Raw genomic sequence first — 25,215 nt, forward strand, 5'->3', positions numbered from 1 at the left:
GATGAATCAACGATTAACCAAATTGCAAAACGAGATGAAGAAACATGATATAGAAGCCTTGCTTGTTACCAATCGTCGTAATTGCTATTACATAAGTGGTTTTACAGGGTCATCAGGTGTTGTCTTAGTAACGCCTGATGATGCATTTCTCATTACCGATTTTCGATATTTATCACAAGTAAGAGAACAAGCACCGGATTTTCAAGTAGTGGAGCATATTGGTAATCAAATGTTTCTCGAAGTAGCCAATACTTGCCGCCGTTTAGCAATTACTGCTCTTACTTTCGAAACAGATCACCTAACTTTTTCAGACTATGAGGAATTACGGACTGTCCTAGATAAAATAATCTTACTACCCTCCAGTAACCTTATTGAGGAGATTCGTGGACAAAAAGAAGAAAAGGAATTATCTTATATACAAGAAGCAATCCAAATCGCGGAAGATTCGTTTAAGCAATTGTTGACGGAGTTATCACCTGGTATGAAAGAGAAACAAATTGCTCTTCGATTGGAATGGTTGATGAGAGAACGTGGTGCAAGTGGTCTATCTTTTGATATGATAGTAGCTTCAGGGGCTCGTTCCGCTTTACCACATGGGGTAGCTTCTAACAAAGCAATTGCTGAAGGAGAATTGGTGACCTTCGATTTTGGATGCTACTATCAAGGATATGCTTCTGATATCACACGCACGATCGCCATAGGTTCCTGCTCTGAGAAACAACGAGAAATCTATGAACTTGTACGTGTAGCAAATGAGAAAACGATTGCAAGTTTATCAGTGGGTATGCGAGCTAGTGATGCAGATGCTATCGCACGAAATTACATAAGTCAGGCTGGTTATGGAGATTGTTTTGGTCATGGTACAGGTCACGGTATCGGATTAGACATCCATGAATTTCCGAGGATCGGAAAATCCAGTGAAGATACTTTGGAACCAGGAATGGTTGTCACAGTAGAACCTGGCATATATATAAAGGATCAGTTTGGTGTACGCATTGAAGACGATATTCTCATTACATCAGAAGGATACAAAGTGTTGACGAGTTTATCAAAAGAATTAATTATTTTATAGGTGAAAAGGTGAAATAGCAATTATGATTAGTGTAAACGATTTTAAAACTGGTCTAACGATCGAAATCGACAATGATGTTTGGTCTGTAATCGAATTTCAACATGTAAAACCAGGAAAAGGAGCAGCATTCGTTCGATCCAAACTTCGTAACTTGCGTAATGGAAATATCCAAGAAAAAACGTTTCGAGCAGGAGAAAAAGTTCAAAAAGCGTTAGTAGAAACACGTCGAATGCAGTTTTTATATGAAAGTGCTGGCGATTATACCTTCATGGACAATGAGACATATGATCAAATCAGTTTAACAGAAGATCGCTTAGAGTATGAACTTAACTTTTTACAAGAGAACATGGAAGTCCAGATTGTCTCCTACAAGGAAGAAACGATTGGAATTCAGTTGCCAAACACCGTAGAGCTAGAAGTTGTAGAAACAGATCCTGGCATTCGCGGCGATACGGCAACAGGCGGAAGTAAACCAGCCAAATTATCCACTGGTTTTAGTGTTCAAGTCCCTCTTTTTGTAAATGTTGGAGATCGTTTGATCGTTGATACACGTAATGGTGCTTATATTTCTAGAGCATAGTTAAGATGGATGATCGCGCTTTTGCGCGATCTATTTTTTTGTGTTTTTATTCGCATTATTGGATTCTGTAAGGGGTAATATAGATTTGATTCATGATTACATTCTGTACAAAAGAATTGAATTCCGCTTGTATATGGTATGATGATGTAGGTAAATATTAGTGAATTCAATATACATATAGCTTACTCATGGGAGGTCTTTCAATGAGTTCCATCCATTTTGATTATCAACACGCCCTTTCTTTTATGGAAGAAAAGGAATTAAGTCAATTAGCAGCAGAAGCGGGGTTAGCAGACAAAAAATTGCAAGGAGAAATCTCGGAAGCAGCAGGTTCGGATTTCCTCGGATGGGTAAAATGGCCAAAAACATACGATAAAGATGAATACAGTCGTCTGAAAACAGCAGCAAAAAGGATTCGCGAAAACTCGGATGTATTGCTCGTAATCGGGATAGGTGGTTCTTACCTAGGTGCCAGAGCCGCTATTGAAATGCTACACCATCGTTTTTATAATCAATTGCCCAAAAAAAGTCGAAAAGGACCAGAAGTATATTTTCTAGGACATCATCTCAGCAGTGACTATGTGCAAGATTTATATTCCTTGCTGGAAGGAAAAGATATCAGTGTCAATGTCATTTCCAAATCTGGTACCACAACAGAACCAGCGGTTGCTTTTCGGATTATTCGAGAATATATGGAAAAACGTTATGGGAAAGAAGAAGCGAGCAAACGAATATATGCGACAACGGATCGATCAAGAGGTGCACTCAAAAGCTTAGCTGATGAAGAAGGATATGAAACATTCACGATCGCAGATGATATCGGAGGAAGGTATTCTGTCCTAACTCCTGTAGGACTACTACCGCTAGCTGTATCTGGTCTTGATACAGACGCGATGTTAGCTGGAGCTGCACAAGCGATGAATGATTATTCTCTAGCACAGTGGGATAAAAATAGTTGTTATCAATATGCCATCTCTCGTCAAGTACTATATCGCAAAGGGTATACGACGGAATTGCTCGTCACTTATCAGCCTGCAATGGCCTATTTTGCAGAATGGTGGAAGCAATTATTCGGTGAAAGTGAAGGAAAGAACCAAAAAGGGGTATTTCCTGCATCTGTTCAATTCACAACAGATCTACACTCTATGGGTCAATATATTCAACAAGGTTTACGCAATCTATTTGAAACGGTTTTATATGTCAATAAATCGGAACATCAAATTACGATTCCAAAAGACGATCAAGATTTGGACGGTTTAAATTATTTGGCAGGAAAGCCAATGGATTTTGTGAATGAAAAAGCTTTTGAAGGAACATTGCTTGCACATACGGAAGGCGGTGTTCCTAATTTAATAGTGAAAGTTCCCGAATTATCCAGCTTTGTCTTTGGACAACTGGTTTATTTCTTCGAAAAAGCTTGTGGGATCAGTAGCTATTTGCAAGGGGTAAATCCTTTTGATCAACCAGGTGTGGAAGCGTATAAACAGCATATGTTTGCGTTGTTAGGAAAACCAAAAAAATAAATAGGTGTGAAAGCAACCTCTATTTTGAATAAAATAGAGGCTTTTTTTTGATTAAGGATTATTAAACGGAATATTTTTATTTTTTTGTGGTATGATGAATTTGATATGTAGGACTCATAGAAAGAGAAAGATAATGGCTTTGTTGCTACCGCATATCGATTTCAAAAAGCCCTTCCAGTGGGCTAACCCAAGTACGTGGAAAACGAATATTCTGGGGAGCTTCGTTGCCTTTTGGGTGACGTTTACCATCCTCGGAGCAAATCTGTTGGTCGCTGAAAAGGTAGGAAAAGAGGTTGTTCCTGGAATCCTCCTCTTCTTTTATCTGTTCGGCACTCTCTTCGCTGGGGTTTCCGGTCTTCTTGGTCGGACGATGAGCAGGAAAGCAGTTCTGCTTATTGGACTGGCGTTGATGATGATGGGAACGATCGCTCTCAACTTTGTGAATAGCTTTGGGCTGTTTACATTGGTGTACATCTTGATGGCGATCGGATACTTCCCGGTTATCAGCATTACAGCTAGCCTTCACATGGATTTCGTTCCTGATGACAATAAGTCACGGGGTCGAGGTCGTAGTTGTTGGGGTACACTCAATAACGTGGCTTCAGCCTCTGCTGCCATTGCCATTCTTATGGTCAATCATGGGTGGACAACGGTATGGTTTGCGGTGTCCATGTCTGCTCTCGTTTGTGCAGCATTTGTGGTGAAGGACATGAAGGAAGAGGTGGCCGTCAAGGAGCAACAGTTTACGGAGCCGTTGACTGATCGCCTTCCGTTCTACCAGCAGCTTCTCACCAAGGACAAGTCCATTCATTTTTCGTGGAAGTACGTTTTGGTGGCTGCTGGTTCGCAAGCGGTGAGGATGTGGCCTGTGTTCTTTATGGAGGAGTGGGTCGCTGTAGCGATGATCTTCTGTGGAGAGCTCGTCAATGGACTGTGTGGCCCGCTTCAGGTAAGGCTGTCACAGTGGCTGGAAAAGAAAGACAAAGCCACTCAGCAGCGGATTAGCTGGGAAGTGTCCAACGGTACATTGGTTGCGTTTGCAATCGCTCTTCTGTTCATCTGGACGGGAGTTGCTGCGCTGTGTATCATCGGTGCTGCCTTGATCGGTGTGGCGGTACGAGTGTTCACCTACTTGGAGATTACCCAGTCTCCGCAGAAGGGAAGAGGTGCATACACCTACTTCTTTGTCCGCAGCATCAGCCTGAGCCTCGGCTGTGTTGTGGCGATGGTTTCCATGACCATGCTGGGAATGATGTTGCCGCTGATGGTGTTCACACTGATCGGCATCGTTTACTACAACAAGGTCAGGTTGAGGAACCTGATCTCTTCCCCTACCAATTGGAGGAAAGCGAAGAAAACTCCCTGATGAAAATGGGATTCTCCATTCAGAGTTTCCCGTTTGTTGATTAACACTTGGATTCAGGAATCTAATAGATTCCTTTGAGCTAAAATCCGCTCCATCCCGTCACTTCAGACGAAAAAAGTGATGGGGTGGTGGACGGTAGAGAGAAAGGCCATGTTTCCAATCACAAATTTTGTGCTGAAGGTTTATAGTGACTGTAACCTGAGGTGCAAATACTGTTATGTGTACTTTGGGGCGGATCAGAGCTGGAAAGAGAAGCCCCTAGTCGTAACCGATCAGGTCATGGAGGACACCGCTCGGGCGATTGCAGAGCATGTTCGAGCGCATGGTCTGAAGGTAATCAGGGTGATTTTTCATGGAGGCGAGCCTTTCTTGGCTCGTTCTGCTGGTAAACTTACCATGATTACCTACATCCGCAAGATTCGGCATGCGGTTGGCGAGGATTGTCAGGTCAAGGCAACTGTTCAGACGAATGGAACCCTCCTCACCGAGGCGAACATCCGAGAGATGGAGGATGAGCGTATCTCCATTGGTGTCAGTCTGGATGGTGGCACTCCTGAGTTGAACCATCTCCGAGTAACGAAAGGTGGCAAGCCTGCATTTAAGCGAACGGTAAGGGGTATCAAGCTTCTTGCCGCACGTCCGAGGCTGGCTGATGGGTTTTATGTGTACGCAGGTCTTCTGTGTACAATCAATGTGAATACCGATCCAGAGATGGTCTATCCATCCTTTAAAAAATTCCGTCCGCTTTCTGATGCTGTTCCCTTTAAAGTTATTCTCCTCATTCCTCATGCGAATCACGATTCTCCTCCGCCGATGCCGGAAATCGGACGGTGGAAGAGGTTCGTTCAGAAATTCGTTCAGCAAGGGGAGAAGCTGACAGTATCAAACTCCGACCATGTGCCTGATAGGGTAACCCCGCTAGGGGATTGGTTGTGCAAGATTTTTGACTGCTGGAAGTGGGATCCGTCAGGTCCAATCATTCCGCTCTTCCGATCGATGATCTCTGTGAATCGAATGGGACAGAGTAGAAGTGATGAAATCGGGCTGTCTCCATTTGGTGCCATTGTGGTCGAGACGGATGGCTCCATGGAGTTGGATGACGATCTCAAGTCTGCATTTGCAAATGCTCCCTATACAGGGCTGAATGTAGCAACTTCGACATTCAACGAAGCCCTAAATCTTCAGGGGATTAAAGATCGCCAGTTGGGCAAGAAGGGTGTGCCCAAGGTGTGCAGAGACTGCATCTTCAACACAAAGTGTGGCGGGGGGAACTATGCCCACCGTTACAAGAATGGGAGTTTCGATAATCCATCTGTGTATTGCGAGGATCTAAAGGTCTTCTTCACTCACATCTCGAAGGAAAGTGAGCGAATGAACAAACTGCGTCAACTCCAAGCATAAAAACAAAAGAGCGAGGAGAAGCAGTTAGCCCCCTAGGATTATCCTAGGGGGCACAACATGTTATATTAAAAATGGGAAACCAAATGTAGAACCCCCCTTCAGCATGCTGAAGGGGGGCCAGTAACCCCTCATGGAGCTACTTGCGTCCTACTAGACGACGACCTCTTCCTCCTCGTCGACCGCGCTGTTGAAGATTGCGGGGACGACCTTCTCCTCCAGCGACTCGCTGGGCTCGGAGTTGAGGGAAGCCATGAAGTACGGGTTCTGCATCTTAACCTCCTCTCGGAAGGCTAGATGGACTCCCAACAGCATTTTTGTCTGTTTGCTGTGGGACTGACAACTTCATTGTACAGGGTTACAAACAAAAAATCAATATGTTTTGAAAACTTTTTTTCCTATTTTCTGCTTGATTCATACATTTTATTAGACAAATTATAGAATAAGATATATAATCCATTTGAAAAATGAATAGAAAAACCAGGGGGGCTGGAGATTTGGCCGGCTGAGATAGTACACCCATGTACTGACCCTTTCACCTGATCCGGATAATGCCGGCGTAGGAAGGACTTGTGTTTTTTTGTGTGCGTCTAAACCATCCTTGGATCAGGATGGTTTTTTATTTTACTTAGGAGGGTTTAGGTTGAACGGTAAAAAGCTTGGCATTATTGGGTTTATCGTAGTTCTTTTCTTAGGATTGGTTGCTTGTTCAACGGAAAGCGCAGAGAAAAAAGAAAAAGAAGTGACGGTTGTATTGGATTGGACCCCAAATACCAATCACACAGGCCTTTACGTTGCACAAGTAAAACAATATTTTAAACAAGCTGGATTACATGTTCGTATCATTCAGCCGGGTAAATCTACCGCAGAGCAGTTAGTAGCTTCGGGGAAAGCTGATTTTGGCGTGAGCTATCAAGAAGGAGTTACGCAAGCGAGAGTGGCAGGAGTACCAGTTGTATCGATCGCAGCTGTGATTCAACACAATACTTCTGGATTTGCTTCTCTCCCAAAATCCAATATCAAAACAGCGAAAGATTTTGAAGGAAAAGAATATGGAGGGTTCGGTTCTCCTGTAGAAAAAGCAATGATACAGTCTCTGATGGAGAAACAGCAAGGGGATATAAACAAAGTCAAAATTACCAATGCAGGTTCTACTGATTTTTTTACAGCCATACAGCAAGGGATTGACTTTTATTGGATTTATTACGGATGGCAGGGGATCGAAGCAGAACAAAAGGGCATCAAACTTAACATGATTTATCTTGCGGAACAGTCCAAAGAATTGGATTACTATACACCAGTTCTCATCACTTCTGAATCCAAAATCAAACAAGATCCAACAACAGTAAAAGCATTTATGCAAGCAGTGAGCAAAGGATATGAATTTGCCATTTCCCAACCTGAGAAAGCAGCAGACATTTTGGTGAAACAAAATCCTTCATTGGATAGCAAATTGGTTCATCAAAGTCAAAAATGGCTGAGTGACAAATATCAAGCGGATGCGAAAAGCTGGGGTGTTCAAAAAGAATCGGTATGGAGTGGATATGCCAAATGGATGAAAGATCATAAATTACTAGAAGGAAATTTTGATCCGAAAAAAGCTTTCACCAATCAATTTATTCCTCAAGAAGGAGAGAAAAAATGAATACCTTACTTAGCATTCAAATATTACCACAAGACAAAGATAGATCTATTTCTATTGCGCTCATAGACGAAGCAATAAAAATGATACAAGCATCTGGTTTAAACTATCGTGTGGGAGCTTTGGATACCGTTGTGGAAGGAGACTGGGAGTCGCTTTTGCAGCTGATAACGGATATGAACAACCGAGTGTTGGATTTAGGTGCTACCCAAACAATGTTTCAAATGAAGCTCCTTCATAAACCTGAAGGAATTACCATCTCTACCTTGACTCATAAATATGACGAATAACAAACATTCGGTATCCTCCTTATTGCTTTCTCTTGTTGTCTTAATCATGATTTGGGAAGCTGTCACCTACTTTGGGGATTTTCCTGTTTGGCAATTGCCAAGTCCTTTTCAGGTGGGGAAGGAAATGTGGCAATCCTTAAAAAGTAGTTCTTATCTTGTAGATGTGAGAGCTACGTTTATCATTGCTGGTCTTGGATTTTTATTTAGCATTTTGGTAGGAGTGGGCGTAGCTGTATTGCTTTATTTTTCGCCTTGGTTAAAAAAAATGGTGACACCACTACTCTTATTCAGTCAAAACATACCAATTATTGTGTTAGCACCTTTGCTGGTGATCTGGTTTGGTTTTGGTGTAACTGCAAAGCTCTTCGTGGTCGTATTGGTTTGTTTTTTTCCTATTACCATCTCCTTGCTCGATGCTTTTGAACAAGTGAACCACAACTTATTACGATACATGGAGATGTCTGGGGCGACAAAATGGGAAAAATTTCGATATCTTGTTTTTCCATCTGCTATCCCTGTTTTATTTTCTAGCTGCAAACTATCTGCCACTTATAGTGTCATGGGGGCTGTAGTTGCAGAATGGCTGGGAACTGAGCACGGGATAGGGATGGTGATGACTCAATCGGCAAGTTCATTTCGGACAGATCGAGTTTTTGTCGCTATTCTAACCATTGTTTGTTTAAGCGCCTGCTTCTATATATGTATTCGTGTATTAGAAAATTGGTGGAAGCACAAGAGGAAATGGATATGAGCAATGTAAGATTAGATCAGGTTTCGTTTCGGTACAAAGGGCAGTCGCAATGGTTGATAGATCAAGTATCACTGGAAGTGAAATCAGGATCATCCGTTAGTATTTTAGGACCATCAGGATGTGGGAAAAGTACACTATTTTATTTACTTGGGGCTCTTTATCCTCCTGAATCGGGAAAGATATGGATCAATGAAAAAGAAATAACAAAGCGTGGTTTGGTAGGATATATGCCCCAAGATAGTTCTTTGTTCCCGTGGATGACCGTGAAAGAGAATATTTTGTTTGGAGGAAAACTTGGAAGATCTCAACTTTCCTTTCCTTTGATGCATTGGCTTGAAAAAGCTGATTTAGCGCAAGTAGCCAATCACTATCCTCATCAGTTATCTGGTGGTATGCAGCAACGAGTGTCCTTTTTGCGGGCATTGGCCAGTGGCCAATCTTTCATCTGCTTGGATGAGCCGTTCGCTTCTCTCGATGCATTCACTCGTCAAAAGATGCAGCAATGGTTAGCTAGTCTAATGGATAACGATCAAACTTTTCTATTAATCACGCATCAAATTGAAGAAGCAGTTTTACTCACAGATCGAATTCTCCTTTTTCCTACTCTATTAAAAAATAATCCAGAGGAGATCATCAATCCTTTTTCACGATCGGAGCGATTTCAAGCTCGGGAAACAACTGGTTTTTGGGAGTTTGTTCAAAAAATAGAATACCAACTAAAAAAACAACATACCTAATTGGGTCTGTTGTTTTTTGTTTTAAAATCGCTATCTAGCCAGATATTGAAAAATTTTCAATAAAAACGCAGTTATTCCTGCAGCCATGAGGGGACCTACAGGAATACCACGCATAAATACAATTCCAACGATGGAACCAACTACAAGACCAATGACTAATTGGGGATCTAATTTAAGTAAATCCAATCCTTTTCCATTCATATAAGTAGCAAGGACACCTCCAACAAGTGCAAGTATCCCTGGTAGTGTCGTGAAAATTTGAGCGATATCTTTTATGGAAACTTTTCCAGATGCAAAGGGGACGAGAACAGCAATGGTAAGAAACAACAAACCAAACTCCAGACCTCGCCTTTCTACACCAGAAAAGAAATGTTGCAGGTTAAGAAGTTTTAAAATAAGCAGAAAACTCGCTGCAGTTGCAATGATAGGAGAGCGTCCAATTAATCCAACTATAATAAGCAAGACGAGTAATAAGTTTGCATACATACAAATGCTCCTATCGGAGAAGACATGTTACCAATGTATGTACAAGCAGCAAAACTTATGAATCAAGCGATATAATACCTTTGTTTACCATTGGTACAATATCATAACAATTCATCTGAAGGCAGTCCTCTATATCATTTGGTTTATCAATGGTTCTTAGCCTTCGAGATGATTTACTGTGCCTTAACAAAGCAAAATCATTCTGCTGGATAAGAGGGAAAGAATGACTTAATAAAAGTCCAGCATCATCTAATTGTGCGTTATATTGATTTGTAAGAAGAGAAGCAAGGTAACCCGCAGCAGCACTGTCTTCCAATGAGAATTCTCCTCTCGTTCCAGAGCAAAAAATAACAATATCTTTTTGGAAACTAGCAGCTTTTTTGGCACAGGATTCAGCATTGACAAAAGCACCAATTAGCAAATGATCTGCTGGGTTTGATAGTACAATTGCTTGTGTTCCGTTTCGTGTCCGAAAAACAATTGTCCTTCCAGCTAATTTTTCTACTCGGTATTCATAAGGAGAATTTCCCATGTCGAATGATTCGGGTTTCAATCCGTTGTCTTCACCTGCTATCCATACATTTGAATCTTTAAAAGTGAGGGCTTCTTCAATCGTTCTCACTGGTACTATCTGCTTTGCACCATGTGCCATTGCCGTCACAATACTGGTTGTAGCACGGAGGATATCTAATACGATTACTGTTTTTCCTTGTAAAATCTCAGTGTAATCTCTTTCTTCTGGGTACAAAATGATGGATACATTCATGATGGATTCCTCTTTTGTAACAAAGTATCTGCTCGAAGACCTTGCCGGAGCGATTCAACCGAAAGGATGTCAGCTGGTGCGATGTTACCTAAATTGACATCTGTTCCACAAAGTTCAATCATTTTTACTTGTTGTCCCTTTTTAGGAGTTTCCCAAATGCATTTGGAGTTATCTATTGTACGCAGTACTTCTTTCACATAGGTGATATCCACTTCACCTTGTTTGTTATATATTCCAATATCCTCTCCAGTCTCTCGGCCTTCAATAATAACAAAGGATGCGCCTGCCTTTCTATCTGCTGTGAATTGATCTATTAACATATGTTGTTCTGTTTTACTGCCAGCCTGTTTTTTTCCGATTTCTGTTATGACCTGAAATTTTTTATCGATTGCATCTCGGATAAGTAGATTTCTCTCGTCTGGAAGGTAATCGACCACCCCGTTGGAGATTTCGATCCACTCAAAACCAAATTGTTGTAACCATTGGAAATAGGGATTTACCTTTTTTTCTAGATATGCAATCTCGAAAAATGTCCCGCCTGGATAGATCGCAACATTGTATTTTTTTGCTAATGCTATTTTTTTGGAAGCAATTTTTTCTGGTGTAAGAGCTAAGGTCCCAAACCCAAGCTTGATAAAGTCAATGTATGGAGCTGCTAGAGAGAGCAAATCTTCAAATGCTTGGATACCAAGACCTTTGTCCATCACCATCGTTACACCATTGGCTCGTGGCTTTACAAATCTTTCAGAAATCGTCCATTCCATTTTATAGATTCCCCCTTAGTCTTATTGTATCTTAACCAGTTAAGAGGGATGCAGCTGTTTTTTTACGACAAGTATACGAGATCGATCATCTTTTCCGCGTATGCGTTGAGGGCGATGTATCAAGACAAAACTTAGGACCAATCCCAACAAAATAAGGCCTGATGTACCAAAATATAGGACAAATGGTCTTGATGACAATGCTCCAAAAACAGGAGGACCTAAGGCGACTCCAAAAAATCGTACACTACTATACAATGAGGTGATCATTCCTCGTTCTTTTAAACGAATTGCAGATGTAATCATCATATTTAAACAAGGTAAAATCAATCCTGCACCTGTGCCAATTACAGCAAAAAGGCCAATCACCACAAAGCGATGCTGAGTCCATGGAGCGACCAGCATAGGAACGGATAATAAGATAAGTCCAATTAAAATATAGTGTTTCATTTTGCCGATCTGATCTTTGATGTGGTTTCCAGTTAAATAGGACGTAATACAAAGGGCTAAAAGAGGTATGGCAAGAAAAAGTCCCTTTTTTATACCTGTCATACCATACGAATTCTCTAAAAAATGGGAGAGCGCAAAAAGTGTTCCAAACATCGTGAACATCGTTATTGCTCCAACATAAAAAGCAATGCTGAGCCATCGTCCGTGATGACGGAAAATATGTTTTATTTGATTTAAATAAGCATGTATTTTTGGAGCGTCTTCCATCTTTGGTTCTTGTATCAGTCTCCAAAGGGAAATAGCAGCAGGAATACAAAGAATCGGAAATACAAAAAACATTGCATACCAACTTATGAGTGCAATTACTGAACCAAGAATGGGGCTTATTACTTTTCCCATTCCATTTGCTGCTTCTATTGTACCAAGTGCTCTACTTCGCTCTGCATTTTCAAACAAATCACTGGTAAGTACCATCGCAATCGGAGCAGTACCTGCGGCACCGATTCCTTGGATGACTCTTGTAGCAAGAAGCAAACCAAAGCCCCCGCCCATGATGGCCACTAGACCAGCTAGGACTCCTCCGATTCCATAGAGAAGGAGGCTAAATATAATCACTTTTTTTCTTCCGATTCGATCTGCTAGAAATCCAGCTATTGGGATCATACAGGCAGCAGGAAAAGAGAATAAAGTAATAAGTAAACCCACTTTAGATGGACTTATTCCATAAACACTTTGGATAGTGGAGAAAACAGGAATAAGCATGGAATTGCCGAGAACCATTACGATAGGAATACTACATAATGTGAGTAGTGTTCCCCATCCAGCTTTCTTGGCTGAAATCATTGGAATGCACCTCTTCTATCGTTCATTGATACTATTTTTTGGATATTCCTGTTTTATATGCATCATGAATGGATAAATCTGCATTTGGCGAAACTAGTTTTATCTAATTACGAAAAGGATGATAAGCCATGTATGATCGACTCCGCAGGGAAATATCTTATGTTGAAGGGCTTTTAGAAGGATCAACAACTGGTAATAGTCCTGATGCTAAAGCACTTTTACGATTGATTGGTGTAGTGGATGAACTAGTAGAAGCAACACAAAAACTAGACATTCGTCAAGCAGAGTTAGAGGAGTATGCAGAAGCCATTGATGAGGATTTAAATGATTTGGAACTGCTAGTGTATGATGATGAAGAGGATGACGAAGACAGCTATCTTATCACTTGTCCTGAATGTGGCGAAGATGTAGCTGTAGATCTCGATGATTTAGAAGATGAAGAAATCGATTTGCTATGTCCGAACTGTCATACAACTCTTACCATTGAAGATGCAAGTGATGCAGAAACATTGGGAGATTTAGAGGATTAAACTCACAATTACGCCTGCTTAACTTTTGAGAGTATGACCTATATTGTAAGTTGAGGCAAACTAACATAGAGTGAATCTCGATCTCCATTTTATTCATATTTTCAAGCGAGAAGATTTCTCGCTTTTTTTCATGATACTGCGTCGCAATTTTATATTCCAAACCAAGAATATCTGATAATATAAAAATAATAGAAGGTTTCCTTCTTTTAGTAGTATTTCCTCAGAGAAAGTGTTAGTAACATGGCTGTTCACTTGAACATCTCGGGATCGAACAATACGGATTACTCTGGTCTTCTTACTGCGAAGATCGAAGGAGACAACTACGGCTCCCTTCTTGATGTGCACGATTGGGTTGAGATCGAAGGCAACAACCTGAAGCCCATCAAGGCAAAGAAGATCATCATCCATGGTGACAATGAAGGTGATCTGGAAGCCGACGAGGTCCTGATCGAGGGCTACAGTAAGGGCTCGATCAAGGCAAAGAAGATCGTCATCCGTTGCGACAGTGAAGGTGATCTGGAAGCCGACGAGGTCCTGATCGAAGGCTACAGCAAGGGCTCGATCAAGGCAAAGAAGATCGTCATCCGTTGCGACAGCGAAGGTGATCTGGAAGCCGACGAGGTCCTGATCGAAGGCTACAGCAAGGGTTCGATCAAGGCAAAGGAAATCGTTATCCGTTGCGACAGTGAAGGTGATCTGGAAGCCGACGAGGTCCTGATCAAAGGCTACAGCAAGGGTTCGATCAAGGCAAAGGAAATCGTCATCCGTTGCGACAGTGAAGGTGATCTGGAAGCGACTGAGACGGTTGAGATCGAAGGCTACAGCAAGGGCTCGATCAAGGCAAAGAAGATCGTCATCCGTTGCGACAGCGAAGGTGATCTGGAAGCCGACGAGGTCCTGATCGAAGGCTACAGCAAGGGTTCAATCAAGGCAAAGAAGATCGTCATTCGTTGCGACAGCGAAGGTGATCTGGAAGCCGACGAGGTCCTGATCGAAGGCTACAGCAAGGGCTCGATCAAGGCAAAGAAGATCGCCATTAGTTGCGACAGTGAAGGTGATCTGGAAGCTGACGAGGTCCTGATCGAAGGCTACAGCAAGGGTTCGATCAAGGCAAAGAAGATCGTTATCCGTTGTGACAGCGAAGGTGATCTGGAAGCCGACGAGGTCCTGATCGAAGGCTACAGCAAGGGTTCGATCAAGAAAGCCCAGATCGTCACTATCGGTAACTGCAACGCAGCCTTGGTTAAGGCGGAACAGCAGGTGTCCCTCTATGCGAATATCCGTGGCGGAGATGTTTTCGCCGGTGAGATTACGTATGCAGGATTCAAGATCACTGCTGGTCTTCTCCGCGCGATGTCTACCAATGAGGTGATCCAGCACAAGTACGATGCTGGCATGGTCAATGGACTGCGTTTGTCCAAGACGCTCACCTTGACTTGTATCTCCGAACAAGAAAAGTGGGAGATCGAGGCTCAGGGTGTTGTCAACGAGCTGAAGGTTGACACTGGTGATCGTCTTTCTAAGGAAGCAGTCCTCCGGTTGCGGTATCTGTCTGGAGAGCTGTGCTCCATCGGGACCTCGATTGTTCGTGCTTCACGCCGTCGTTGGTGGTGGCCGTTTAGCTGATAGAAGGTTCTGAGAGGATACTATTAAGGGCTCCTCCGCACCAAGCGGAGGAGCCCCCAAAATTAAAATATAAAAACATCAATACTAATATCTTCTTATTGGAGAGATAGATATAATAACAAACAAAATGGATAGAAATCCATTTTTTTATATTTTTAGTGTTTTCAGAATACATATAAATATGGTACAATACATTTGAAATTGGTTATTTGGAAATGAAATTCCCTAGATGATAAATCATTAGGGTTATTTCCTTTTGAGGAGAGAGAGGAAAAAGTATGGTATTTGTAGATCTCAATTTGGTAGGAGAGGCAATACGTAATTATCGAAAAGATAAGCGGCTTCGTCTGGAAGACTTAGCGGATGAAAATATATCAGTATCTACGATTAGTAATATTGAACGTGGTTTTGCCCATGTAAAGCAAGAAAAAGTAAATTATCTTCTTCAAAAACTAGGAATTAACCTTTCTGATCTAACGATACTCGAACAGAATTTACAAAAGAAAGACGAACATATTGCTCTGCAATTGACGGCATTGGAGTCATGGATTGTTTGCGGCGAAGAATCGAAAGCGCTTACAGAATTAAACGGGTTGAAATTAGCGGACCATCATCCACTAGCAGCCCGTGTCATGTTTTTAAAAGGAAAGTGTCATCATCACTTGGAAGAGTGGAAAAAAACGATTCATTCTTATTATGAAGCAATACGATTAAGTCGATTGCATATGGAATCAAGTGAATTAGAAGCTGCTTGTTATGATGAATTATCTCGTACTGCATACCACCGGAATGACTTGAATCAAGCATTAGCTTATGTAGAAAAAGGGCTTCACATCAAACTAGATGAAACAAATACCAAATTTTCTTTGATTCAAAACAAAGCACATTATTTATTAAAAAAAGGAAGAACAGCAGAAGCTTTAAAAATGATGAAGGATTACTGGTCCTATTTGGATAAAATGACACAAATTGATTTAGTTCTTGGGTTTTTTCAAATAAGAGTGAAATTGTTACTTTCCACCGAGTTATGGGAAGAAGCTCGCATGTATGCAGAAGATGGTATTGAATTGGCAAAACAAAATAATCAATATGATGCTCTTTGTGTGTTATGGGGAGATCTAGGAAAGATATATGCTCACCAATGTCAATATGAACTTGCAGAAGTATGTTTCCGCACCTCTCAAGTATTTGAGTTTCATGTAAAAGATAAGTCTGCCCTTATTTCAACTTATACATTCTATGGGAAATTACTCCAAGAACAGAAGGAGTACGAACTAGCAAGTGTACTTTTAACAAAAGCAATCCAACTTGGTACGAAGTATCGTGAGGTAGAAGATTTGGTTCGTGCTTATTTGGCCATGGGACAAGTTTATTTGGTTCGTAATGAAGCATCGGAAGCCATGATGTATTTTCATAAAGCTAGAGATCTGGCAACCAAATTTCAATTGCCAACTTTAGCGTATGATGCCATTTTCCAAGCAGCGAAAGTGTATCAAGATATAGATTCAGATAAATTTGTTGCATGTACAGTGGAGATGTATGAGATGCAAATGACAATGGATAATATCAGTAAAGAGAACTTGCCTACCCACAAGCCTTTTAAGGCGTAGACAGAGGTTTAGTTGCACTTATGCACCTCAGACTAGGGCACAAGTCTCGCTAAGTCGTTATGCTCCTAGTCTCACTTTGCACCTCAGACTAGGGCACAAGTCTCACTAAGTCGCTATGCTCCTAGTCTCACTTTGCACCTCAGACTAGGGCACAAGTCTCACTAAGTCGTTATGCTCCTAGTCTCACTTTGCACCTCAGACTAGGGCACAAGTCTCACTAAGTCGCTATGCTCCTAGTCTCACTTTGCACCTCAGACTAGGGCACAAGTCTCACTAAGTCGCTATGCTCCTAGTCTCACTTTGTAGATGAGATAAAATTTATAGATTGCGAGTGAGAAAACTCACGGTTTAAATCGTGGGATGAAAGTAAGCGTTGGACGAGAAAGGGTTCAGCCCTCTCACAAGTCCAACACTTTTTTCAGAAAATATATTTACAAACATACATTCTGATAATAAACTACCATCAATTACATTTATTGGATAGTTTGAAATGCGAAAAACCAAGCAGTAGGACTATTCTGTTGTAATGAACCGTGGGGCTCACGGGGTTAGCTTGGTAATGAAGTAGTCATGAGACTACCGTCCCAAGAATGGCTTTAACCGTATGGAGTGTCAAGCGTTCTTATTAACTAAAAATGTACCAATGAAGTGAGATGGTTATCAATTTCATTTGATAGGTTATGGTCTTTACTAAAAAACTGCTGGATTTTTCTAGCAGTTTTTTTCTTTCATCAAGCATAAAGGAAGCATGTCTACCATAAGCATGATGATAAAACAGGTTTGAGTGGGAATTGAGGTGTGATATGGATTTAAAGCCAATTTATCAAGTTTTGCCTCTATCCCTTCGAAATCGAATACAATCGCTTCCTAGAACAATCTTATCTGGATTAGAGGAAGTGAGAATTCGACAAGAACGCCCTTTAGAGGTAATAGCTGCAGGAAAAACATGGTTTGTTAGTAGTAACCAGCAACTAAAACTAGATGCCAAAGATAGTGTGTTGCCCACTCGAGAGGAATGTCACAAGCTATTGAATTTGATTAGTAATCATTCCCTCTATGCATTGGAAGAAGAACTGCGACTCGGCTATATCACCGTGGAAGGTGGGCATCGCATTGGATTAGCTGGGAAGGTCATCACAGAAGGTGGAAAAGTGAAACATGTCCGAGATATAACCGGGTTTAATATTCGTATAGCAAGACAAATTAAAGGCGCTGGAACTGTGATTCTCCCTAGTATCATTCATCAAGATGAAATTAAAAACTTGTTGATTGTATCCCCGCCGGGTTGTGGGAAAACCACCCTGTTACGAGATCTTGTACGTATTGTTAGTACGGGAGAAGGATGTAGAGCTAGAAAAGTCGGCATTGTAGATGAGCGTTCTGAAATAGCTGGATGTGTTTTAGGAGTACCACAACATGATATAGGTCCTCGTTCCGATGTACTTGATGCTTGTCCAAAAGCAGAGGGCATGATGATGCTAATACGCTCGATGTCTCCAGAAGTTTTAGTGGTAGATGAGATTGGCCGCAAAGAAGATGCTGATGCCATTCACGAAGCTATTTATGCTGGTGTCCATCTATTCACGACAGCTCATGGTAGTTCGATCGAAGAAGTGCGAAAACGGCCTATTTTGAGAGAATTAATTGAAGAGGGAGTTTTTGAACGTATCGTTTTGTTAAGTCGTAAGGCAGGTCCTGGAACCATCGAAGCAGTATATGATGGAAAATGTGAGCCTTTGCGGAGCAAACAGTGCTCAAATTGATAGGTTGTATCCTTCTTCTTCTCGCTTCAACTGGTATTGGTCTCGTTTTTGCTGCAAGATTAGCTGCTCGTCCAAAACAAATTCGTCGTTTGATAGGGGCACTAGCTATCCTAGAAACAGAGATTGGTTATGGAAGTAGAAACTTGTCGTCTGCGTGTCAAAACATTGGTGACCGAAAACTCGAACAGATCAGTGACTTGTTTCGTTTGATGTCGCTGCGTCTTACCACGATGGATGGTGCGGCGACATATGATTGTTTGCAGTTAGCAGTGCAAGATTGGTGGCCTACTACTGCGATGAAAACAAGTGAAAAAGAAGTGTTTTTGCAGTTTTGCAAGACGCTTGGGAACTCGGACCGTCATAATCAACTCACTCATCTAGCTTTAGTAAAACAAAATCTACAAGTAGAAGAACAAAAAGCTCGAGAAGAACAAATGCAGTATGAAAAGATGGCTCGAACACTAGGTGTCCTTGCAGGAGCGCTCCTGATTATCTTGTTGTACTAGGGGAGATCCAAATGCCTTATAATGTCGACACTGTTTTTCAGATAGCTGGAATAGGGATTATTGTAGCAATGATTCATACGGTATTGAAGCAGATGGGAAAAGAAGATTTTGCTCATTGGGTTACTTTATTTGGATTTGGTGTTGTTCTTTTTATGATCGTTACGTTGCTCCAAGATCTATTTACAACGATAAAAAATGTCTTCTTGTTCCGATCGTGAAGAGGAGGCGATCCGCTTGGAGATAATCCAGGTGGTGGGGCTTGGGTTAATTGTTACTTTTTTAGTCCTTGTTATTAAGGAGCAAAAACCCGTCTTCGCCTTTCTTCTAGCTACTTTCACCGGCATTATCATTTTCATTGCATTAGCCGGAAAAATAGCAGAAGTGGTTAAAATTTTAGAGCATTTGGCTGTACAGGCTCATGTGAACCAACTTTTCTTGACCACTATTCTAAAAATTATTGGTATTGCATACATAACGGAGTTTGGTGCACAAGTCACTCGAGATGCTGGTCAAGGATCGATTGCAGCAAAGATTGAGTTATCAGGCAAAATTTTAATTATGGTGATGGCGATTCCTATTATTACGGTGATCATTGAGACAGTCATGCAAGTTTTGCCAACTTGAGGAGGATTAGTATGACCAGAGTGTTAAGCATCCTCCTGTTCACCTGTTTTTTCTTTCTTGTATCGATAAGTATTACGTATGCGACAGAAAGTCTAGGACCAACGCAAAATAATGAGAATTTGATTCGCTCACAACTTAATCAAATGCAGTTAGCAGAAGTAGAAACTTTTTGGGGGCAACTGCGTTCTACTTATGGACAATATTTTCAAGACAAAGATTTTCCGAGTTTAATGGAGTTGTTGACCAAACAAAAATCATTTACGTGGAAAAGTATATTGTTGGCTTTTATGAATTACTTTTTTCATGAAGTTTTGCAAGGAGGCAAGCTTTTAGGAAGTATTATTGTTTTGACTGTTTTTAGTATGATTTTGGCAACGTTACAAACTGCTTTTGAGCGAAATCAAGTAAGTAAAGTAGCATATGCAGTGGTGTTTATGGTTCTCATCGTTTTAGCAGTAGATAGTTTTTCCGTTGCAATCGCAGCAGCAAAACATGCCATTGGTGGAATGGTTGATTTTATGCTAGCAATGGTTCCTTTACTTCTAGCTCTTCTAGCGACGATGGGTAATATTAGTTCTGTTACTTTTTTTCATCCACTCATTATTTTTATGATTCATGTGATCGGTACAGTTATTTACACTGTTGTTTTACCATTACTCTTCTTTTCCACCATTTTGAATATTGTAAGCAGTTTGTCGGAAAAATACAAAGTAAATCAATTGGCAGATTTGATGAGGAAAGTAAGTATTGGAGTTTTGGGAGTGCTGTTGACGCTTTTTTTAGGTGTTTTATCTGTTCAAGGAGCTACTACTGCGGTTGCTGATGGCATAACTATCCGTACAGCAAAATATATTAGTGGTAACTTTGTCCCAGTAGTAGGACGGACAATTGCCGATGCGACAGATACAGTGGTTGGCGCATCCCTTTTGGTGAAGAATAGTGTCGGGCTAGCTGGTGTTATCATCTTACTGTTGATCTGTGCCTTTCCAGCACTAAAGATACTGACATTGAGTTTTATTTACAATTTCTCGGCAGCAATTATGCAACCACTTGGCAATAGTCCGATCATCACGAGTCTTGCAACCATTGGACGTACATTACTTTATGTTTTTGCAGCATTAGCTGCAGTAGGGTTGATGTTTTTTCTTTCGATTACAATCGTGATATCTGCTGGGAATCTTTCCATGATGATAAGGGGGTAAAGGGATGGAGTGGGTTAGTGATTGGATAAGACAAATAATTTTGATCATTTTTATCGCTACCTTTATTGATCTGTTACTCCCAAGCTCTTCATTGGAACGGTATGTCAAATTGATCATGGGCTTAATCATCGTCGTATCCATTCTTCAACCTGTTTTGCAATTGGTACTTCGTGAAGATAAGTGGTCCGAGTTATCTGCTTTATTTGCCCCTGCTTTGCAGAATGATCAGTATACATCTTTCGAGAAAATCAAAGAGAATAGTATACAGCTTACAGAAATGCAACATGCAGAAATAAAAAAGCAATTCCAAAATACGATCACTTCTTGGATTCGTAAGCAGGTATTTCAAAAATACAACGTAAAGGTGGTGAGCGCCAAAGTTACTGCCGATTTTAGTAAAGAGACACCTGTGATTAAGAGAATAGATGTACACGGAATAAAAGTGCAACAAGATGCTTCTTCAGAAGCCATAAAACCGATTGAAACTATTGATGTAAATCGAGAAATGACAAGTGAAGAATCTATCAAACAGGATACAAAAATGCAACAAGAACTTCAGTATTTTATAGGGAGTACTTGGAACATAGATGCAAAACAAGTCAATGTCCAGGTTTTCAGCCCTTAAGTAGGAGTGAGGGACATGCTCCAAAAATGGTTACCAAAACAAAAAAAATGGCATTATCTCATTTTGGTAGGTTGTGTTGGGGTTGGTATTCTTCTTTTTTCCTCTTTTTTAACTACTCAAGAGGAAGACGCAACTTCTAATCCATTAACAACGGAACAAAGTGATTCCAAACCAACTGGTAGCTTACAGCAAAATGGGATGAAAGGTTACGAGGAACAATTTGAGAATGAACTTTCCACTATCTTAAGTAAAGTAGTCGGAGTAAGTGATGTGTCTGTGGTTGTAAATATAGATTCTACGGAAGAAGAAGTACTCCAATCAGATATCCATGAATCGGAACAAACAACGAGTGAATCAGACACCAAAGGTGGCTCCAGATCGGTGAATCAAAACAATGTAGATAAAAAAACTTCTGTTTATCGAACAGATCGAGGTGAACAACCTATCATTATCAAACGATTAAAACCGAGAGTGAGAGGAGTACTGGTTGTTGCTCGAGGTGTGGAAAATCTTCAAGTTAAAGCACTTGTAATGGAAGCAGTACAACGAATTTTAGACGTACCGTCGTATCGGATTTCTGTATTGCCAAGAGGTTGAGGAGGAGAAAAAGAATGGTAATGAATCGTCAAACAATGTGGTTAGTAACAATGTTAACTTTGATGGTGGTACTTTCTGCTTACTATATTGTAACAGGACCGGATCAACCAGCAGGCCCTGCTATTCAAAGTATTGATGAGATGGGTAATGTCAAACAAGGCCAGGTTCAAGTAGATATCAAAGCGTTGGAGAAGCCTGTGACGATGAAAAAAGAAACAAGCGAAGCTAGTGACTATTTTGTTAGTTACCATATGCAACGCAATACAACAAGAGAAAAACAGTTAGAAGGATACTATCAAGTTTTGATGAACCCAACATCTACCAAGCAGGAATTAGAAACTGCAAACACCAAAATTGAGGAGATGAACAAGTTAGACAAAGCAGAGACAACGTTGGAAGAACAAATTCGAGAAACAGGATTTCAAGATGTAGTCGTGATGCAAAATAACAATCATGTCAATATCATTGTGCAAAGCAAAGATTTGAGTAGAAAAAAAGCAGTGGAGATTATCGCAATGGCTCAAAAACAAATGCAGGTCGCTGCAAGTCAAATATCTGTTGCATATAAAGCATAGGAAGCGTTTCCATACGCTTCTTTTTTATGTAATATTATTTACTTGAATGACAAGTTGTTGTGGAGTCATTATAGAAAACATCAAGGGAGAAAATAATCATAGAATATTCCTTGACAGGAATATTCTATTTCGGTTATATTGTTTACAGAAGAAACACTTTATGAAAATAAAAAATGTAAGAAAAAACAAATTGCAGGAGGAATTTCCCTATGTCAAATAAAACAATTTCCAGAGTAGAAGGCCAAACATTTATACTAGAGCGTGTTTTTGATGCACCACGTGAATTAGTATTTCAAGCTTATTCTGAGCCTGACCATCTAAAAAACTGGTGGGGTCCAAAGGGATGGGTGCTTACGGTTTGTAATATCGATTTTCGACAGGAAGGCATCTGGCACTATTGCATGAAGTGTATGGATAAAAATCAAGGGGATTTTTATGGCATGGAATCTTGGGGGAAAGCGATATATCATGAGATTGTAGTTGATGAAAAGATCCATTACACGGATTACTTCTCCGATGCGGATGCCAATGAAGTAGAAGGTATGCCTTCAAGTGAAATTACTGTTTTATTTATAGAACATGAAGGTAAGACAAAACTGATAACGAAGTCAAAATATGAATCTCCTGAAGCGCTTAAATCCGTATTGGATATGGGGATGGAGCAAGGAATTACCCAGACACTCGATCGATTAGAGGAACATTTGAGAGCACTATCATAATTACAATTTTCATGAATGTTATTGCGCTTTATAGAAAAAGGTTTCATTAGGGATAAAAAATATAGAGACTCCAGATATCTGGAGTCTCTATATTTTATTTTGCATTAGCCTTCTGGATCACCTTCATATAAGTTAATCCTTCTCTTTATTCCGTTCCTCTTCTACTACATGTGCAGGTGCTTTATCAAAGCCTTAATTGGATAGTTCCTGATCTACTTCAGATTCTGATTAAAATGAAAATTGTTCCTTTTAGGAATATCTAAAATGATATAATTAGGAATAAAGGATAAGAACTCCAAATAATGATGAAATTCATGCAGTATTTATAAAAGGGGACTATTAGAATGTATAAATGTGAGATTCCCATGCGTTTTTATTCCCAATCTTTTCACAGATGGGTTTGTCGTGAATGTAACTTGCCCTTTGTTCCTAAAGCCCACATACCTTTGATATTTGATAAAAAAAGCTATGGAATAAAATCTATGGAATAAAATCTATTCGTTATTCTGTGGATGAACAAAAGTTTGTCATTGTGAGTTGCGATTACAATTTTTTTCAGATGAAGAAAAATGCAAAAACATGATATAGATGTATGCAAGAAATGGATAGAACATAAGTGATATCGATCCTGAGCGTAATTATAGGTAAAAAAATTAATAGTTGGAAAGTATACCGCATTTTATCTTACTTTTTTGATTTGTGAATCTGATAGTAACCATCGTTTTCCAGTGTAAGACCTATCCATAAAGGAGGATTTGATGAATAAGAAGAAATTTTTCCAGCGTATCGTACAGTTTTCATGTTTTTTGGTTCTTACTTTTAGTTTATTAACAGGATGTATTCCATCAGCAGACAAGGTTGCCCCGAAAAAATTTGTTCCTTATACGCAGAGTCAGATCGATTCAACAGCCTTCAACTACAATTTTCTGAGCCTTGTGAATCAAAGATATGCCATATATCAAAAAGTGCAATTTCCTGTAAAACTCTCCAACTACCAAAAAATTAGTGAAGAGCTTCAGAAGAAGGTACTTTCTGGAGAACTCAAACCCGATCAAATTCAAAATGAATATGCAAAAATAGTAAACAATCAACTTGTTGACTATACGAACAAGAAACAAAAATATCTTCAAGACATAAATAAAAAAGCTCTCTTATTACAAGGTGATATAGGAAAGTTACCTAAGAAGGACCAACCTGTAGCAAAACAGGCATTAAACGATTTCATTACGGCTGCCAGCGATGAAATCAAAATGTATCAACAATTACCGGAACTTTTTAAAAGCAGCATAGATATTGGAAAGAAAACTTCGAAAGCAAATGAAATCTCCAGTACCATAAGCAAAATCTTTTGTATTACGCCAGCCTATGCAGAAGGTAAAAGTGACACTTGTCAATGTTCGGTAACTACGGAATACCTCTCTCCCCAACTAAAGAAAATCACCACCACTTGTATTTGTAAAATCTATATCGAGTACAAAAAAAGAATCAATAAAGTGATTAAGGATCAACAAAAATTTGTAAAGTCTTTATCCCAGTTTATTGAGCACATCAAACAAAATGTGAAACCAGCAGAGATAAGTAAAGGGAGATATCAAACAAAAGATGGCTCGATAATTCAAGGGAAAGTAATAAAACAAGTGAATAATGTACCTAAAATTCGTCCTGCTTCTGAAAAAATGGACTTGAATACGGTGGCAAGAGTACGTAAAGAGCTAGGAATTCCAGCGATTGGAAACGATTATGTTTTAAAGGAATTACAATATTTGAAGGCGGAGCAGACAGTGGCCGTTTTAAAATCAGATGGAGTACAAATATGGGGAAGAAATGGCTGGGGCAGCGACCAAGGCGGATACAAAGCAATGAGGACAGCTTGGTTAAAAAGTGGTGGTCAAAGAAGTATGAGTGCTACAAATAATCAGACCGTTTTTCATGCGGAAGGTGATGCTTTTTGGAATTTATATCAATACAGAAAGCAGCACAATATATTAGGCGGTACAGCAACTTTAGTCGTAGATCGCCCATTTTGCACTGCTTGTGGTGATTCTAGAGGAGTACAGCAATTAGTTGAAGAAGTAGGGTTAGACAAGTTAGTTGTGATCACACCTGCAGGAAAAGAAACAATTACACCTAGACCCGGTAAACGAAGAGTATCTTGGTAAACAAAGAAGGAGTT

26 protein-coding genes and 1 riboswitch are annotated in these 25,215 nt (G+C 40.2%); of the genes, 22 read left to right on the forward strand and 4 right to left on the reverse strand.

Going from position 1 to position 25,215, the window contains the following annotated elements:
- Position 1: 1 nt before the first annotated feature.
- From A3GQ_RS0101855 to A3GQ_RS23075, 9 genes are all read left to right on the forward strand, one after another.
- Complete coding sequence (locus A3GQ_RS0101855) at positions 2–1,072, forward strand: M24 family metallopeptidase (RefSeq protein ID WP_028775607.1); 1,071 nt, start codon at positions 2–4, stop codon at positions 1,070–1,072.
- 22 nt (positions 1,073–1,094) lie between these two features.
- Complete coding sequence (efp, locus tag A3GQ_RS0101860; protein ID WP_028775608.1) at positions 1,095–1,652, forward strand: elongation factor P; 558 nt, start codon at positions 1,095–1,097, stop codon at positions 1,650–1,652.
- 203 nt (positions 1,653–1,855) lie between these two features.
- Positions 1,856–3,175 (forward strand): glucose-6-phosphate isomerase, encoded by a 1,320-nt coding sequence (locus tag A3GQ_RS23070; protein WP_037463575.1) that lies wholly within the window; start codon positions 1,856–1,858, stop codon positions 3,173–3,175.
- A gap of 133 nt (positions 3,176–3,308) precedes the next feature.
- On the forward strand, positions 3,309–4,541 hold the full coding sequence (locus A3GQ_RS0101870) for an MFS transporter (RefSeq protein WP_028775609.1): 1,233 nt from the start codon (positions 3,309–3,311) through the stop codon (positions 4,539–4,541).
- Positions 4,542–4,691: 150 nt separating this feature from the next.
- Positions 4,692–5,942 (forward strand): radical SAM protein, encoded by a 1,251-nt coding sequence (locus A3GQ_RS0101875; protein ID WP_169818228.1) that lies wholly within the window; start codon positions 4,692–4,694, stop codon positions 5,940–5,942.
- 469 nt (positions 5,943–6,411) lie between these two features.
- A riboswitch (TPP riboswitch) is annotated at positions 6,412–6,522 on the forward strand.
- Between the two features lie 60 nt (positions 6,523–6,582).
- Positions 6,583–7,584, forward strand: a complete 1,002-nt coding sequence (locus A3GQ_RS0101885; RefSeq protein WP_028775611.1) for an ABC transporter substrate-binding protein — start codon at positions 6,583–6,585, stop codon at positions 7,582–7,584.
- Positions 7,581–7,871, forward strand: coding sequence for a thiamine-binding protein (locus tag A3GQ_RS0101890; protein WP_028775612.1), 291 nt, complete (start codon positions 7,581–7,583; stop codon positions 7,869–7,871). The genes A3GQ_RS0101885 and A3GQ_RS0101890 overlap by 4 nt, the downstream gene beginning before the upstream one ends.
- Positions 7,872–7,995: 124 nt before the next feature.
- Entirely contained in the window at positions 7,996–8,622 is a 627-nt protein-coding gene (locus A3GQ_RS0101895) for an ABC transporter permease (protein ID WP_245596712.1), read from the forward strand.
- The gene (locus tag A3GQ_RS23075; protein ID WP_037463581.1) at positions 8,619–9,359 is read left to right on the forward strand and encodes an ABC transporter ATP-binding protein; all 741 of its coding nucleotides are present in this window, start codon (positions 8,619–8,621) and stop codon (positions 9,357–9,359) included. Before A3GQ_RS0101895 ends, A3GQ_RS23075 begins: the two co-directional genes overlap by 4 nt.
- 30 nt (positions 9,360–9,389) lie before the next feature.
- Here A3GQ_RS23075 and A3GQ_RS0101905 read toward each other — a convergent pair whose 3' ends face one another.
- The 4 genes from A3GQ_RS0101905 to A3GQ_RS23085 are packed head-to-tail and all read right to left on the reverse strand — an operon-like array spanning position 9,390 to position 12,665.
- A complete protein-coding gene (locus tag A3GQ_RS0101905) occupies positions 9,390–9,845 on the reverse strand; it encodes a DUF441 domain-containing protein (RefSeq protein ID WP_028775614.1) in 456 nt (151 codons plus the stop codon).
- A 55-nt stretch (positions 9,846–9,900) separates the two neighbouring features.
- On the reverse strand, positions 9,901–10,611 hold the full coding sequence (locus A3GQ_RS23080) for a 2-phosphosulfolactate phosphatase (RefSeq protein ID WP_051271104.1): 711 nt from the start codon (positions 10,609–10,611) through the stop codon (positions 9,901–9,903).
- Positions 10,608–11,375, reverse strand: coding sequence for a phosphosulfolactate synthase (comA, locus tag A3GQ_RS0101915; RefSeq protein WP_037463585.1), 768 nt, complete (start codon positions 11,373–11,375; stop codon positions 10,608–10,610). The genes A3GQ_RS23080 and comA overlap by 4 nt, the downstream gene beginning before the upstream one ends.
- A gap of 39 nt (positions 11,376–11,414) precedes the next feature.
- Positions 11,415–12,665: an MFS transporter gene (locus A3GQ_RS23085; protein ID WP_051271106.1), complete on the reverse strand. Its 1,251-nt coding sequence runs from the start codon at positions 12,663–12,665 to the stop codon at positions 11,415–11,417.
- 128 nt (positions 12,666–12,793) lie between these two features.
- Here A3GQ_RS23085 and A3GQ_RS23090 point away from each other — a divergent pair, with 128 nt between their 5' ends.
- The 13 genes from A3GQ_RS23090 (at position 12,794) to A3GQ_RS23095 (ending at position 25,201) form a co-directional block, all read left to right on the forward strand.
- Positions 12,794–13,195 (forward strand): CD1247 N-terminal domain-containing protein, encoded by a 402-nt coding sequence (locus tag A3GQ_RS23090; RefSeq protein WP_051271108.1) that lies wholly within the window; start codon positions 12,794–12,796, stop codon positions 13,193–13,195.
- 240 nt (positions 13,196–13,435) lie between these two features.
- The gene (locus A3GQ_RS0101930; RefSeq protein ID WP_028775616.1) at positions 13,436–14,821 is read left to right on the forward strand and encodes a polymer-forming cytoskeletal protein; all 1,386 of its coding nucleotides are present in this window, start codon (positions 13,436–13,438) and stop codon (positions 14,819–14,821) included.
- A gap of 278 nt (positions 14,822–15,099) precedes the next feature.
- Positions 15,100–16,431 (forward strand): helix-turn-helix domain-containing protein, encoded by a 1,332-nt coding sequence (locus tag A3GQ_RS0101935; protein ID WP_028775617.1) that lies wholly within the window; start codon positions 15,100–15,102, stop codon positions 16,429–16,431.
- Between the two features lie 803 nt (positions 16,432–17,234).
- The gene (gene spoIIIAA, locus A3GQ_RS0101940; RefSeq protein ID WP_037463587.1) at positions 17,235–18,194 is read left to right on the forward strand and encodes a stage III sporulation protein AA; all 960 of its coding nucleotides are present in this window, start codon (positions 17,235–17,237) and stop codon (positions 18,192–18,194) included.
- The gene (gene spoIIIAB / locus A3GQ_RS0101945) at positions 18,182–18,700 is read left to right on the forward strand and encodes a stage III sporulation protein SpoIIIAB (protein ID WP_028775619.1); all 519 of its coding nucleotides are present in this window, start codon (positions 18,182–18,184) and stop codon (positions 18,698–18,700) included. The genes spoIIIAA and spoIIIAB overlap by 13 nt, the downstream gene beginning before the upstream one ends.
- An 11-nt stretch (positions 18,701–18,711) precedes the next feature.
- Entirely contained in the window at positions 18,712–18,918 is a 207-nt protein-coding gene (gene spoIIIAC / locus A3GQ_RS0101950; protein WP_028775620.1) for a stage III sporulation protein AC, read from the forward strand.
- A 16-nt stretch (positions 18,919–18,934) separates the two neighbouring features.
- Complete coding sequence (spoIIIAD, locus tag A3GQ_RS0101955) at positions 18,935–19,324, forward strand: stage III sporulation protein AD (protein ID WP_028775621.1); 390 nt, start codon at positions 18,935–18,937, stop codon at positions 19,322–19,324.
- 11 nt (positions 19,325–19,335) lie between these two features.
- Positions 19,336–20,526, forward strand: coding sequence for a stage III sporulation protein AE (gene spoIIIAE / locus A3GQ_RS0101960; protein ID WP_028775622.1), 1,191 nt, complete (start codon positions 19,336–19,338; stop codon positions 20,524–20,526).
- Between the two features lie 4 nt (positions 20,527–20,530).
- A complete protein-coding gene (gene spoIIIAF, locus A3GQ_RS0101965; RefSeq protein ID WP_028775623.1) occupies positions 20,531–21,151 on the forward strand; it encodes a stage III sporulation protein AF in 621 nt (206 codons plus the stop codon).
- Positions 21,152–21,166: 15 nt separating this feature from the next.
- Positions 21,167–21,748 (forward strand): stage III sporulation protein AG, encoded by a 582-nt coding sequence (gene spoIIIAG, locus A3GQ_RS0101970; RefSeq protein WP_037463589.1) that lies wholly within the window; start codon positions 21,167–21,169, stop codon positions 21,746–21,748.
- A 14-nt stretch (positions 21,749–21,762) separates the two neighbouring features.
- Positions 21,763–22,323: a SpoIIIAH-like family protein gene (locus A3GQ_RS0101975; RefSeq protein ID WP_028775625.1), complete on the forward strand. Its 561-nt coding sequence runs from the start codon at positions 21,763–21,765 to the stop codon at positions 22,321–22,323.
- A gap of 209 nt (positions 22,324–22,532) precedes the next feature.
- Positions 22,533–23,042, forward strand: a complete 510-nt coding sequence (locus tag A3GQ_RS0101980) for an SRPBCC domain-containing protein (protein ID WP_028775626.1) — start codon at positions 22,533–22,535, stop codon at positions 23,040–23,042.
- A 758-nt stretch (positions 23,043–23,800) separates the two neighbouring features.
- On the forward strand, positions 23,801–25,201 hold the full coding sequence (locus tag A3GQ_RS23095; RefSeq protein WP_037463592.1) for a hypothetical protein: 1,401 nt from the start codon (positions 23,801–23,803) through the stop codon (positions 25,199–25,201).
- Positions 25,202–25,215: the final 14 nt, after the last annotated feature.

The sequence above is a fragment of the Shimazuella kribbensis DSM 45090 genome (assembly GCF_000428065.1).
In the GTDB taxonomy this organism is placed as follows: domain Bacteria; phylum Bacillota; class Bacilli; order Thermoactinomycetales; family Thermoactinomycetaceae; genus Shimazuella; species Shimazuella kribbensis.